General features: G+C 51.4%; 11 protein-coding genes. 9 read left to right on the plus strand and 2 right to left on the minus strand.

Going from position 1 to position 14,475, the window contains the following annotated elements:
- From EHN13_RS11245 to rpoC, 9 genes are all read left to right on the plus strand, one after another.
- Positions 1 to 595, plus strand: a 595-nt coding sequence (locus EHN13_RS11245) for an EF-Tu C-terminal domain-related protein (RefSeq protein WP_249039296.1), incomplete at its 5' end; no start/stop codon positions are given.
- Positions 596 to 825: 230 nt separating this feature from the next.
- Complete coding sequence (gene secE / locus EHN13_RS11250) at positions 826 to 1,209, plus strand: preprotein translocase subunit SecE (RefSeq protein WP_053389755.1); 384 nt, start codon at positions 826 to 828, stop codon at positions 1,207 to 1,209.
- Between the two features lies 1 nt (position 1,210).
- Positions 1,211 to 1,756 carry a transcription termination/antitermination protein NusG gene (nusG, locus tag EHN13_RS11255; RefSeq protein WP_003033125.1) on the plus strand — a complete coding sequence of 182 codons (546 nt, stop codon included), beginning with the start codon at positions 1,211 to 1,213 and terminating at the stop codon, positions 1,754 to 1,756.
- A gap of 155 nt (positions 1,757 to 1,911) precedes the next feature.
- Positions 1,912 to 2,340 carry a 50S ribosomal protein L11 gene (gene rplK / locus EHN13_RS11260; protein WP_003033122.1) on the plus strand — a complete coding sequence of 143 codons (429 nt, stop codon included), beginning with the start codon at positions 1,912 to 1,914 and terminating at the stop codon, positions 2,338 to 2,340.
- A gap of 3 nt (positions 2,341 to 2,343) precedes the next feature.
- On the plus strand, positions 2,344 to 3,051 hold the full coding sequence (rplA, locus tag EHN13_RS11265; protein WP_005132897.1) for a 50S ribosomal protein L1: 708 nt from the start codon (positions 2,344 to 2,346) through the stop codon (positions 3,049 to 3,051).
- A gap of 418 nt (positions 3,052 to 3,469) precedes the next feature.
- Complete coding sequence (gene rplJ / locus EHN13_RS11270) at positions 3,470 to 3,967, plus strand: 50S ribosomal protein L10 (RefSeq protein ID WP_005132895.1); 498 nt, start codon at positions 3,470 to 3,472, stop codon at positions 3,965 to 3,967.
- Positions 3,968 to 4,033: 66 nt separating this feature from the next.
- Positions 4,034 to 4,399, plus strand: coding sequence for a 50S ribosomal protein L7/L12 (rplL, locus tag EHN13_RS11275; protein ID WP_000028882.1), 366 nt, complete (start codon positions 4,034 to 4,036; stop codon positions 4,397 to 4,399).
- A 321-nt stretch (positions 4,400 to 4,720) separates the two neighbouring features.
- Complete coding sequence (gene rpoB, locus EHN13_RS11280; RefSeq protein WP_003033111.1) at positions 4,721 to 8,749, plus strand: DNA-directed RNA polymerase subunit beta; 4,029 nt, start codon at positions 4,721 to 4,723, stop codon at positions 8,747 to 8,749.
- Positions 8,750 to 8,825: 76 nt separating this feature from the next.
- Positions 8,826 to 13,049: a DNA-directed RNA polymerase subunit beta' gene (rpoC, locus tag EHN13_RS11285; protein ID WP_003033107.1), complete on the plus strand. Its 4,224-nt coding sequence runs from the start codon at positions 8,826 to 8,828 to the stop codon at positions 13,047 to 13,049.
- Positions 13,050 to 13,160: 111 nt separating this feature from the next.
- Here rpoC and EHN13_RS11290 read toward each other — a convergent pair whose 3' ends face one another.
- Positions 13,161 to 13,478: a PTS lactose/cellobiose transporter subunit IIA gene (locus tag EHN13_RS11290; protein ID WP_003033104.1), complete on the minus strand. Its 318-nt coding sequence runs from the start codon at positions 13,476 to 13,478 to the stop codon at positions 13,161 to 13,163.
- 4 nt (positions 13,479 to 13,482) lie between these two features.
- The gene (locus tag EHN13_RS11295) at positions 13,483 to 13,788 is read right to left on the minus strand and encodes a PTS sugar transporter subunit IIB (RefSeq protein ID WP_124021396.1); all 306 of its coding nucleotides are present in this window, start codon (positions 13,786 to 13,788) and stop codon (positions 13,483 to 13,485) included.
- Positions 13,789 to 14,475: the final 687 nt, after the last annotated feature.

The following is a 14,475-nucleotide window of genomic DNA, read 5'->3' on the forward strand; positions in this document are numbered from 1 at the left end:
TTCTTACATCCCGGAACCAGAACGTGCTATCGATAAGCCGTTCCTGCTGCCAATCGAAGACGTATTCTCCATCTCCGGTCGTGGTACCGTTGTTACTGGTCGTGTAGAACGCGGTATCATCAAAGTTGGTGAAGAAGTTGAAATCGTTGGTATCAAAGAGACTGCCAAGTCTACCTGTACTGGCGTTGAAATGTTCCGCAAACTGCTGGACGAAGGCCGTGCTGGTGAGAACGTTGGTGTTCTGCTGCGTGGTATCAAACGTGAAGAAATCGAACGTGGTCAGGTACTGGCTAAGCCGGGCTCTATCAAGCCGCACACCAAGTTCGAATCTGAAGTGTACATTCTGTCCAAAGACGAAGGCGGCCGTCATACTCCGTTCTTCAAAGGCTACCGTCCGCAGTTCTACTTCCGTACTACTGACGTGACGGGTACCATCGAACTGCCGGAAGGCGTAGAGATGGTAATGCCGGGCGACAACATCAAAATGGTTGTTACCCTGATCCACCCAATCGCGATGGATGACGGTCTGCGTTTCGCAATCCGTGAAGGCGGCCGTACTGTAGGTGCGGGCGTTGTTGCCAAAGTAATGAGCTAATTGCCGAATAACATTTGACGCAATGCGCAATAAAAGGGCATCATTTGATGCCCTTTTTGCACGCTTTCACACCAGAACCTGGCTCATCAGTGATTTTTTTTGTCATAATCATTGCTGAGACAGGCTCTGAAGAGGGCGTTTAGTCCGAAACGCACCAGAGCATTTCGGTTTGGATCGCCTCGCTTACGCGGGGTGAAAATGTTTGTAGAATACTTCTGACAGGTTGGTTTATGAGTGCGAATACCGAAGCTCAAGGAAGCGGGCGCGGCCTGGAAGCGATGAAGTGGGTTGTTGTCGCTATATTGCTGCTTGTAGCTATCGTTGGCAACTACCTCTATCGTGACATGATGCTGCCGCTGCGTGCGCTGGCCGTAGTGATTCTGATTGCCGCAGCGGGTGGTGTCGCGCTGTTGACAACAAAAGGTAAAGCGACCGTTGCTTTTGCCCGTGAAGCGAGAACCGAAGTCCGTAAGGTCATTTGGCCAACTCGCCAGGAAACGCTGCACACCACGCTGATCGTTGCTGCGGTCACTGCGGTAATGTCACTGATCCTGTGGGGACTGGATGGTATTCTGGTTCGCCTGGTATCCTTTATCACTGGCCTGAGGTTCTAAGATGTCTGAAGCCCCTAAAAAGCGCTGGTACGTCGTTCAGGCGTTTTCCGGTTTTGAAGGCCGCGTAGCCACATCGCTGCGCGAATATATCAAGTTACAAAATATGGAAGAGCTGTTTGGCGAAGTCATGGTGCCGACCGAAGAAGTGGTCGAAATCCGTGGCGGCCAGCGTCGCAAGAGCGAACGTAAATTCTTCCCGGGCTATGTACTGGTCCAGATGGTGATGAATGATGCAAGCTGGCACCTGGTGCGCAGTGTGCCGCGTGTGATGGGCTTTATCGGCGGTACATCTGACCGTCCGGCGCCGATCAGCGACAAAGAAGTTGATGCGATCATGAACCGTCTGCAGCAGGTTGGCGATAAGCCGCGTCCGAAAACGATGTTTGAACCAGGTGAAATGGTTCGCGTTAGCGACGGTCCGTTTGCTGACTTTAACGGCGTCGTTGAAGAAGTGGACTACGAGAAGTCTCGTCTGAAAGTTTCCGTATCTATCTTCGGTCGTGCGACTCCGGTTGAACTGGACTTCGCTCAGGTTGAAAAAGCCTAATACGCCGATCAAAAAAGCGACGATTTAATCGTTGCACAAGGCGCGAGATTGGAATACAATTTCGCGCCTTTTGTTTTTATGGATCCTATCCGTAAAACGAATTTAATCACGGGGAGCCTCCTTGAGGCGCTATAACCCAATCAGAGGAATTTAGAATGGCTAAGAAAGTCCAAGCCTATGTCAAGCTGCAGGTTGCAGCTGGTATGGCTAACCCGAGTCCGCCGGTAGGTCCAGCACTGGGTCAACAAGGCGTGAACATCATGGAATTCTGCAAAGCGTTCAACGCTAAGACTGATTCCATGGAAAAAGGTCTGCCGATCCCGGTTGTTATCACCGTTTACGCTGACCGTTCTTTCACTTTCGTTACCAAAACGCCTCCGGCAGCAGTTCTGCTGAAGAAAGCGGCTGGTATCAAGTCTGGTTCCGGCAAGCCGAACAAAGACAAAGTGGGTAAAATTTCCCGCGCTCAGCTGCAGGAAATCGCGCAGACCAAAGCTGCCGACATGACTGGTTCCGACATTGAAGCGATGACTCGCTCCATTGAAGGTACTGCACGTTCCATGGGCCTGGTAGTGGAGGACTAAGAAATGGCTAAACTGACCAAGCGCATGTCCGTGATCCGTGACAAAGTTGATGCTACTAAGCAGTACGACATCAACGAAGCTATCGCTCTGCTGAAAGAGCTGGCCACTGCTAAATTCGTAGAAAGCGTGGACGTTGCTGTTAACCTCGGCATCGACGCTCGTAAATCTGACCAGAACGTACGTGGTGCAACTGTACTGCCGCACGGTACTGGCCGTTCCGTTCGCGTAGCCGTATTTACCCAAGGCGCAAACGCTGAAGCTGCTAAAGCTGCAGGCGCTGAGCTGGTAGGTATGGAAGATCTGGCTGACCAGATCAAGAAAGGCGAAATGAACTTTGACGTTGTTATTGCTTCCCCGGATGCAATGCGCGTTGTTGGCCAGCTGGGTCAGGTTCTGGGTCCGCGCGGCCTGATGCCAAACCCGAAAGTTGGTACTGTAACCCCTAACGTTGCTGAAGCTGTTAAGAACGCTAAAGCGGGTCAGGTTCGTTACCGTAACGACAAAAACGGCATCATCCACACCACCATCGGTAAAGTGGATTTTGACGCTGACAAACTGAAAGAAAACCTGGAAGCTCTGCTGGTTGCGCTGAAAAAAGCAAAACCGACTCAGGCAAAAGGCGTGTACATCAAGAAAGTTAGCATCTCCACCACCATGGGTGCTGGTGTTGCCGTTGATCAGTCCGGTCTGACTGCGACTGTGGCGAACTAATATTCGCCTTTACGTGGGCGGTGATTTTGTCTACAATCTTACCCCCACGTTTCTGTTGAAATAAACAGAACTCTATGCGAGTCATTTGAATTGTAGCAAGGCAGCAATTGAGTGAATCGCTGGGAGTGTAGTTAACTACATGACCGGTGTGAACGAGAGCAGCTAACGCAGTTACGGTTCAAAGGGCGAAGTCATAGACAAGATTTGTTCGTTGGAGCCTGGCCTATCCAGGCCTCCGTCGAAGACCGCAGGTGTTTCGTCAGAAACTTAATGCCCTGCGTAGACGGTGACAGAACGCTAAGATTATTTCTGATACTCTGGCTTGTTTCTGCTCACCGTATTTAGACGCTCTCTCCGTTGGGGGGAGTGAAGTGAGTTCCGGAACATGAGTTCCGGCAAACATCCAGGAGCAAAGCTAATGGCTTTAAATCTTCAAGACAAACAAGCGATTGTTGCTGAAGTCAGCGAAGTAGCCAAAGGCGCGCTGTCTGCAGTAGTTGCGGATTCCCGTGGCGTAACTGTAGATAAAATGACTGAACTGCGTAAAGCAGGTCGTGAAGCTGGCGTATACATGCGTGTTGTTCGTAACACCCTGCTGCGCCGCGTCGTTGAAGGTACTCAGTTCGAGTGCCTGAAAGACACGTTTGTTGGTCCGACCCTGATTGCATACTCTATGGAACACCCGGGCGCTGCTGCTCGTCTGTTCAAAGAGTTCGCGAAAGCGAATGCAAAATTTGAGGTCAAAGCCGCAGCCTTTGAAGGTGAGTTGATCACGGCATCGAACATCGATCGCCTGGCAACCCTGCCGACCTACGAAGAAGCAATTGCACGCCTGATGGCAACCATGAAAGAAGCTTCGGCTGGCAAACTGGTTCGTACTCTGGCTGCTGTACGCGATGCGAAAGAAGCTGCTTAATCGCAGTTATCTTTCTCAAGCATCTGCTTACGTATAAACTTATTCTGATTTTCAGGAACAATTTAAATGTCTATCACTAAAGATCAAATCATTGAAGCAGTATCCGCTATGTCCGTAATGGACGTTGTAGAACTGATTTCTGCAATGGAAGAAAAATTCGGTGTTTCTGCTGCTGCTGCTGTAGCTGTAGCTGCGGGCCCGGCTGAAGCTGCTGAAGAAAAAACTGAATTCGACGTAATTCTGAAAGCTGCTGGCGCTAACAAAGTTGCTGTTATCAAAGCAGTACGTGGCGCAACTGGCCTGGGTCTGAAAGAAGCTAAAGACCTGGTAGAATCTGCACCGGCTGCGCTGAAAGAAGGCGTGAGCAAAGACGACGCAGAAGCACTGAAAAAATCTCTGGAAGAAGCTGGCGCTGAAGTTGAAGTTAAATAAGCCAACTTTTCTGGTTGCAGCCTAAGAAATTAGGCTGATGGCTGGTGACTTTTTTAGTCACCAGCCTTTTTGCGCTGTAAGGCGCCAGTAGCATTTCACACTGTTTGACTACTGCTGTGCCTTTCAATGCTTGTTTCTATCGACGCCTTAATATACTGCGACAGAGCGTCAGTTCTGTGTAAATCGCAATGAAATGGTTTAAGCGTGATAGCAACAGGCATTGCGGAAAGTATTCGATTTTCCGGTCAACAAAATAGTGTTGCACAAACTGTCCCTTCGTCGGACAGATGGGTCGACTTGTCAGCGAGCTGAGGAACCCTAATGGTTTACTCCTATACCGAGAAAAAACGTATTCGTAAGGATTTTGGTAAACGTCCACAAGTACTGGACATACCTTATCTCCTTTCTATCCAGCTTGACTCGTTTCAGAAGTTCATCGAGCAAGATCCTGAAGGGCAGTATGGTCTGGAAGCAGCTTTCCGTTCCGTTTTCCCGATTCAGAGCTACAGCGGTAATTCCGAGCTGCAATACGTCAGCTACCGCCTTGGCGAACCGGTGTTTGACGTTCAGGAATGTCAGATCCGTGGCGTGACCTATTCCGCACCGCTGCGCGTAAAACTGCGTCTGGTGATCTACGAGCGCGAAGCGCCGGAAGGCACCGTAAAAGACATTAAAGAACAAGAAGTCTACATGGGCGAAATTCCGCTCATGACTGACAACGGTACCTTTGTTATCAACGGTACTGAGCGTGTTATCGTTTCTCAGCTGCACCGTAGTCCTGGCGTCTTCTTTGACTCCGACAAAGGTAAAACCCACTCTTCGGGTAAAGTGCTGTATAACGCGCGCATCATTCCTTACCGTGGTTCCTGGCTGGACTTCGAATTCGATCCGAAGGACAACTTGTTCGTACGTATTGACCGTCGCCGTAAACTGCCTGCGACCATTATTCTGCGTGCGCTGAACTACACCACTGAGCAGATCCTTGACCTGTTCTTTGAGAAAGTTGTTTTCGAAATTCGTGACAACAAGCTGCAGATGGAACTGGTGCCGGAACGCCTGCGTGGTGAAACCGCCTCCTTTGACATCGAAGCTAACGGCAAAGTGTACGTCGAAAAAGGCCGTCGCATCACTGCGCGCCACATTCGCCAACTGGAAAAAGACGATATCAAACATATCGAAGTTCCGGTTGAATACATTGCTGGTAAAGTTGCGGCTAAAGACTACGTTGACGAATCTACTGGCGAGCTGATCTGCGCAGCTAACATGGAGCTGAGCCTGGATCTGCTGGCTAAGCTGAGCCAGTCTGGTCACAAACGTATCGAAACGCTGTTCACTAACGATCTGGACCACGGTCCGTACATTTCTGAAACTGTACGCGTCGACCCAACTAACGATCGTCTGAGCGCGTTGGTAGAAATCTACCGCATGATGCGCCCTGGTGAGCCGCCGACTCGTGAAGCTGCTGAAAGCCTGTTTGAGAACCTGTTCTTCTCCGAAGACCGCTATGACCTGTCTGCGGTTGGTCGTATGAAGTTCAACCGTTCTCTGCTGCGCGACGAAATCGAAGGTTCCGGTATCCTGAGCAAAGACGACATCATCGAAGTGATGAAGAAGCTCATCGATATCCGTAACGGTAAAGGCGAAGTCGATGATATCGACCACCTCGGCAACCGTCGTATCCGTTCCGTAGGCGAAATGGCGGAAAACCAGTTCCGCGTTGGCCTGGTACGTGTTGAGCGTGCGGTGAAAGAGCGTCTGTCTCTGGGCGATCTGGATACCCTGATGCCTCAGGATATGATCAACGCCAAGCCGATTTCTGCAGCAGTGAAAGAGTTCTTTGGTTCCAGCCAGCTGTCTCAGTTTATGGACCAGAACAACCCGCTGTCTGAGATTACGCACAAACGTCGTATCTCTGCACTCGGCCCAGGCGGTCTGACCCGTGAACGCGCAGGCTTCGAAGTTCGAGACGTACACCCGACTCACTATGGTCGCGTATGTCCAATCGAAACGCCTGAAGGCCCGAACATCGGTCTGATCAACTCCCTGTCCGTGTATGCACAGACTAACGAATACGGCTTCCTCGAGACGCCGTACCGTAAAGTGACCGACGGTGTTGTAACCGATGAAATTCATTACCTGTCTGCTATCGAAGAAGGCAACTACGTTATCGCTCAGGCGAACTCCAACCTGGATGACGAAGGGCACTTTGTAGAAGATCTGGTTACCTGCCGTAGCAAAGGCGAATCCAGCTTGTTCAGCCGTGATCAGGTTGACTACATGGACGTATCCACCCAGCAGGTGGTATCCGTCGGTGCGTCCCTGATCCCGTTCCTGGAACACGATGACGCCAACCGTGCATTGATGGGTGCGAACATGCAACGTCAGGCGGTTCCAACTCTGCGCGCTGATAAGCCGCTGGTTGGTACCGGTATGGAACGTGCTGTTGCCGTTGACTCCGGTGTTACTGCTGTTGCTAAACGTGGCGGTACTGTTCAGTACGTGGATGCTTCCCGTATCGTTATCAAAGTTAACGAAGACGAGATGTACCCGGGCGAAGCAGGTATCGACATTTATAACCTGACCAAATACACCCGTTCTAACCAGAACACCTGTATCAACCAGATGCCTTGCGTATCTCTGGGCGAGCCGGTTGAACGTGGTGATGTGCTGGCAGACGGTCCGTCCACCGACCTCGGTGAACTGGCGCTGGGTCAGAACATGCGCGTGGCATTCATGCCATGGAATGGTTACAACTTCGAAGACTCCATCCTCGTATCCGAGCGTGTTGTCCAGGAAGACCGTTTCACCACCATCCACATTCAGGAACTGGCATGTGTGTCCCGTGACACCAAGCTGGGGCCAGAAGAGATCACTGCTGACATCCCGAACGTGGGTGAAGCTGCGCTCTCCAAACTGGATGAATCCGGTATCGTTTACATTGGTGCAGAAGTGACCGGTGGCGACATTCTGGTTGGTAAGGTAACGCCGAAAGGTGAAACCCAGCTGACGCCAGAAGAGAAGCTGCTGCGTGCGATCTTCGGTGAGAAAGCGTCTGACGTTAAAGACTCTTCTCTGCGCGTGCCAAACGGTGTTTCCGGTACGATTATCGACGTTCAGGTCTTTACTCGCGATGGCGTAGAAAAAGACAAACGTGCGCTGGAAATCGAAGAGATGCAGCTGAAGCAGGCGAAAAAAGACCTGTCTGAAGAGCTGCAGATCCTCGAAGCTGGCCTGTTCAGCCGTATCTACGCTGTGCTGGTTTCCGGTGGTGTTGAAGCTGAGAAGCTCGACAAACTGCCGCGCGACCGCTGGTTAGAACTCGGCCTGACCGACGAAGAAAAACAGAATCAGCTGGAACAACTGGCTGAGCAGTACGACGAACTGAAACACGAATTCGAGAAAAAACTCGAAGCGAAACGCCGTAAAATCACTCAGGGCGACGATCTGGCACCGGGCGTGCTGAAGATTGTTAAGGTTTATCTGGCGGTTAAACGTCGGATCCAGCCTGGTGATAAGATGGCAGGTCGTCACGGTAACAAGGGTGTAATCTCTAAGATCAACCCGATCGAAGATATGCCACACGATGCTAACGGTACGCCGGTAGATATCGTACTGAACCCGCTGGGCGTACCATCGCGTATGAACATCGGTCAGATCCTTGAAACCCACCTGGGTATGGCTGCAAAAGGTATCGGCGATAAGATCAACGCCATGCTGAAACAGCAGCAGGAAGTCGCGAAACTGCGCGAATTCATCCAGCGTGCTTACGATCTGGGTTCAGATGTTCGTCAGAAAGTTGACCTGAATACCTTCAGTGATGAAGAAGTTCTGCGTCTGGCTGAAAACCTGAAAAAAGGTATGCCGATCGCAACGCCGGTATTCGACGGTGCGAAAGAGTCTGAAATCAAGGAACTGTTACAGCTGGGTGGCCTGCCAACTTCCGGTCAGATCACACTGTTCGACGGTCGTACCGGTGAGCAGTTCGAGCGCCAGGTTACCGTTGGCTACATGTACATGCTGAAACTGAACCACCTGGTTGATGACAAGATGCATGCGCGTTCTACCGGTTCTTACAGCCTGGTTACTCAGCAGCCGCTGGGTGGTAAGGCGCAGTTCGGTGGTCAGCGCTTCGGGGAGATGGAAGTGTGGGCGCTTGAAGCATACGGCGCGGCATACACCCTGCAGGAAATGCTCACCGTTAAGTCTGATGACGTGAACGGCCGTACTAAGATGTATAAAAACATCGTGGACGGCAACCATCAGATGGAACCAGGCATGCCGGAATCCTTCAACGTATTGTTGAAAGAGATTCGTTCGCTGGGTATCAACATCGAGCTGGAAGACGAGTAACTCTCGATCAAACAGGTCACTGGTGCTGGCGTAACAGCCAGCGCCAGATTGTGCTAACTCCGACGGGAGCAAATCCGTGAAAGATTTATTAAAGTTTCTGAAAGCGCAGACTAAAACCGAAGAGTTTGATGCGATCAAAATTGCTCTGGCCTCGCCAGACATGATCCGTTCATGGTCTTTCGGTGAAGTTAAGAAGCCGGAAACCATCAACTACCGTACGTTCAAACCTGAACGTGACGGCCTTTTCTGCGCCCGTATCTTTGGGCCGGTAAAAGACTACGAGTGCCTGTGCGGTAAGTACAAGCGCCTGAAACACCGTGGTGTGATCTGTGAGAAGTGCGGCGTTGAAGTGACCCAGACCAAAGTACGCCGTGAGCGTATGGGCCACATCGAGCTGGCGTCTCCGACCGCTCACATCTGGTTCCTGAAATCTCTGCCGTCCCGTATCGGTTTGCTGCTCGATATGCCGCTGCGTGATATCGAACGTGTACTGTACTTCGAATCTTATGTGGTTATCGAAGGCGGTATGACTAACCTGGAACGTCAACAGATCCTGACTGAAGAGCAGTATCTGGACGCGCTGGAAGAGTTCGGTGACGAATTCGACGCGAAGATGGGTGCGGAAGCAATCCAGGCCCTGCTGAAGAGCATGGATCTGGAGCAAGAGTGTGAAACTCTGCGCGAGGAGCTGAACGAAACCAACTCCGAAACCAAGCGTAAGAAGCTGACCAAGCGTATCAAACTGCTGGAAGCCTTTGTACAGTCTGGCAACAAGCCAGAGTGGATGATCCTGACCGTTCTGCCGGTTCTGCCGCCAGATCTGCGTCCGCTGGTTCCGCTGGATGGTGGTCGTTTCGCAACGTCGGATCTGAACGATCTGTATCGTCGCGTGATCAACCGTAACAACCGTCTGAAACGTCTGCTGGATCTGGCTGCGCCGGATATCATCGTACGCAACGAAAAACGTATGTTGCAGGAAGCGGTTGACGCCCTGCTGGATAACGGTCGTCGCGGTCGTGCGATCACCGGTTCTAACAAACGTCCTCTGAAATCTTTGGCTGACATGATCAAAGGTAAACAGGGTCGTTTCCGTCAGAACCTGCTCGGTAAGCGTGTTGACTACTCCGGTCGTTCTGTAATCACCGTAGGTCCATACCTGCGTCTGCATCAGTGCGGTCTGCCGAAGAAAATGGCACTGGAACTGTTCAAACCGTTCATTTACGGCAAGCTGGAACTGCGTGGCCTGGCCACCACCATCAAAGCCGCTAAGAAAATGGTTGAGCGTGAAGAAGCTGTCGTTTGGGATATCCTGGACGAAGTTATCCGCGAACACCCGGTACTGCTGAACCGTGCACCAACACTGCACCGTCTGGGTATCCAGGCATTTGAGCCGGTACTGATCGAAGGTAAAGCTATCCAGCTGCACCCGCTGGTTTGTGCGGCATATAACGCCGACTTCGATGGTGACCAGATGGCTGTTCACGTACCGCTGACGCTGGAAGCCCAGCTCGAAGCGCGTGCGCTGATGATGTCTACTAACAACATCCTGTCTCCGGCGAACGGCGAACCTATCATCGTTCCGTCTCAGGACGTTGTATTGGGTCTGTACTACATGACCCGTGACTGTGTTAACGCCAAAGGCGAAGGCATGGTGCTGACTGGCCCGAAAGAAGCTGAGCGTATCTATCGCGCAGGTCTGGCCTCTCTGCATGCGCGCGTTAAAGTGCGTATCACTGAATATGAAAAAGATGAAAACGGCGAATTCGTTGCGCACACCAGCCTGAAAGACACGACCGTTGGTCGCGCCATTCTGTGGATGATCGTACCGAAAGGTCTGCCTTTCTCCATCGTCAACCAGGCGCTGGGCAAGAAAGCAATCTCCAAAATGCTGAACACCTGTTACCGCATTCTGGGCCTGAAGCCGACCGTTATCTTCGCTGACCAGACAATGTATACCGGCTTTGCTTATGCAGCGCGTTCCGGTGCATCTGTTGGTATTGATGACATGGTCATCCCAGAGAAGAAACACGAGATCATCTCTGAAGCGGAAGCTGAAGTTGCTGAGATCCAGGAGCAGTTCCAGTCTGGTCTGGTAACCGCGGGCGAACGCTATAACAAAGTTATCGATATCTGGGCTGCGGCGAACGATCGTGTATCCAAAGCGATGATGGATAACCTGCAAACCGAAACCGTTATTAACCGTGACGGCGTAGAAGAGCAGCAGGTTTCCTTCAACAGCATCTACATGATGGCCGACTCCGGTGCGCGTGGTTCTGCAGCACAGATTCGTCAGCTGGCCGGTATGCGTGGTCTGATGGCGAAGCCAGATGGCTCCATCATCGAAACGCCAATCACCGCGAACTTCCGTGAAGGTCTGAACGTACTCCAGTACTTCATCTCTACTCACGGTGCGCGTAAAGGTCTGGCGGATACCGCACTGAAAACAGCGAACTCCGGTTATCTGACTCGTCGTCTGGTCGACGTTGCGCAGGACCTGGTGGTTACTGAAGACGATTGCGGCACTCTGGAAGGCATCACCATGACCCCGGTTATCGAGGGTGGTGACGTTAAAGAGCCGCTGCGCGATCGCGTTCTGGGTCGTGTAACTGCTGAAGACGTGCTGAAGCCGGGTACGGCGGATATTCTGGTTCCACGCAACACGCTGCTGCACGAACAGTGGTGTGACCTGCTGGAAGAGAACTCCGTTGACTCCGTCAAAGTCCGTTCCGTCGTATCTTGTGACACCGACTTTGGTGTATGTGCGCACTGCTACGGTCGTGACCTGGCGCGTGGCCACATCATCAACAAAGGTGAAGCAATCGGCGTTATCGCGGCACAGTCCATCGGTGAACCGGGTACACAGCTGACGATGCGTACGTTCCACATCGGTGGTGCGGCATCTCGTGCGGCTGCTGAATCCAGCATTCAGGTGAAAAACAAAGGTAGCATCCGTCTGAGCAATGCGAAGTCGGTTGTGAACTCCAGCGGCAAACTGGTTATCACCTCACGTAACACCGAACTGAAACTGATCGACGAATTCGGCCGTACCAAAGAAAGCTATAAAGTGCCTTACGGCTCCGTTATGGCGAAAGGTGATGGCGAACAGGTTGCTGGCGGCGAGACCGTAGCAAACTGGGATCCGCACACCATGCCGGTTATCACCGAAGTGAGTGGTTTCGTCCGCTTCACTGACATGATCGACGGCCAGACCATTACTCGTCAGACCGATGAGCTGACCGGTCTGTCTTCTCTGGTGGTTCTGGATTCTGCAGAGCGTACTGCGGGTGGTAAAGACCTGCGTCCGGCACTGAAAATTGTTGATGCTCAGGGCAACGACGTTCTGATCCCAGGCACCGATATGCCGGCTCAGTACTTCCTGCCGGGTAAAGCGATTGTTCAGCTGGAAGATGGCGTACAGATCAGCTCTGGTGACACCCTGGCGCGTGTTCCGCAGGAATCCGGCGGTACCAAGGATATCACCGGTGGTCTGCCGCGCGTTGCGGACCTGTTCGAAGCACGTCGTCCGAAAGAGCCGGCAATCCTGGCTGAAATCAGCGGCATCATTTCCTTCGGTAAAGAAACCAAAGGGAAACGTCGTCTGGTTATCACCCCGGTAGACGGTAGCGAACCGTACGAAGAGATGATTCCGAAATGGCGTCAGCTCAACGTGTTCGAAGGTGAACGTGTAGAACGTGGTGACGTGGTTTCCGACGGTCCGGAAGCGCCGCACGACATCCTGCGTCTGCGTGGTGTGCATGCTGTAACTCGTTACATCGTTAACGAAGTTCAGGACGTATACCGTCTGCAGGGCGTTAAGATTAACGATAAACACATCGAAGTTATCGTTCGTCAGATGCTGCGTAAAGCCACCATCGAAAGCGCTGGTAGCTCCGACTTCCTGGAAGGCGAGCAGGTTGAATACTCCCGCGTCAAGATCGCTAACCGCGAGCTGGAAGCGAACGGCAAAGTGGGTGCAACGTTCTCCCGCGATCTGCTGGGTATCACCAAAGCGTCTCTGGCAACCGAGTCCTTCATCTCTGCAGCATCGTTCCAGGAAACCACGCGTGTCCTGACCGAAGCCGCTGTTGCAGGTAAACGTGATGAACTGCGCGGTCTGAAAGAGAACGTAATCGTGGGTCGTCTGATCCCGGCTGGTACCGGTTACGCGTACCACCAGGATCGTATGCGCCGTCGCGCAGCGGGCGAACTGCCAGCTGCACCGCAGGTGACTGCTGAAGATGCGTCTGCCAGCCTGGCAGAACTGCTGAACGCAGGTCTGGGCGGTTCTGACAACGATTAATCGTTGCCGACCATAATAAAAAACCCGCTTCGGCGGGTTTTTTTATGTCTATGTTTATTTCTGATGGCGCTTATCAGGTCTACGAGGCTACGAAGCCATTCTGCAGTGTCATTAATTTACCGGCGGTAACCGCCGATAAAGCTCAATCATATCTCCCGCCAAATCCTGAATCACCATCGCGTTCATCAGGTGATCCTGCGAATGGACGGTGATGAGATTAACCGGTAGCTTGCCGGTACCTTCGTCAATTCCGATCAGCTGGGTCTGGATTTTATGCGCTTGTTTAACGTACTCGCGTGATTCCGTCATCGCTTGTTCTGCACCGGAGAAATCACCTTTACGCGCCAGTTGCAATGCCGTCAGGGCCTGGCTGCGTGCAGCACCAGCGTTTACCAATAACTCCATGATGATCGTTTCTAACTCTTCCATACCATCACTCCAGTAGTTTCAGCGCCTTGTCCAGTACCGCATCGCCTTTCATCATGCCGTAATCCATCATGTCGATAACGGCGACCTTTTTGCCGAGTGGCTCGGCGATCGCCTGTAGCTTGGCCTGTTCATACTTAACTTGTGGACCGAGCAAAACGATATCCGCTGTAGCGATATTCTCTTCAAACTCGGCCACCGGGACGGCTTTGATAGTGACGTCGACTCCTTTTTTCTGGGCGGCATCTTTCATCCTTTGCACCAGCATGCTGGTGGACATTCCGGCGGCACAGCATAAAACGATGTTTTTCATAAGCAGTCTCGATCAACATGTGTGAGTTGATAATTATCGCGAGCCAGCTATAGCAACAACTGCTTTGCAACGATTGTGTGCAAGGCATCACAAAGAAAGCCGCTTTTTCTGAAACCGGTTACAAAAAGAGGTCAAACCCTGCGATCTGGACCGGGGCCAGCGGCTTTTTGACTCGCTTATCACATGCTGGAATATATAATTACTGTCAATAAAGACATGTTATAAAAAACAGTATTGACAGCGTTTTTTAAACCCGTATGTTAATACTTAACAGCGGAGAAGTTGTCATTTGCTGTTAACGTAGTAAGTGTTAGTAGAGCTCGATTGGGGTTTGCGATAAAGGCCACGAAGTATTTTTTGTATGGGATAGTCGATGCTGAAAACGCTATTTTTTCACTTCGACAATGCTTTCAGGCCACGTAGTTGATATATCTAATCGCAAAAAATCAGTAAAACGCGACGATGTAACGCCATGATTTAATAGTAATTATTCGTGATTTCTGCTTTTTTGGTTATCACGAGGGAAATAAGGCAACGCATCAAAGAGTATATGTCGCGAGGGGAAGTGTACTTGTTTAGGTCACCAGCCTTGAGTTCTATTATCAAGCGGGTGGAATGTGTTTAACGGTAAATAGAGGAAAGCTTTAGTTAGTATCAATATCCAATATTATCTGTAGTAAACGTGTA

The sequence above is a fragment of the Citrobacter youngae genome, assembly GCF_003818115.1.
Taxonomy (GTDB): domain Bacteria; phylum Pseudomonadota; class Gammaproteobacteria; order Enterobacterales; family Enterobacteriaceae; genus Citrobacter; species Citrobacter youngae.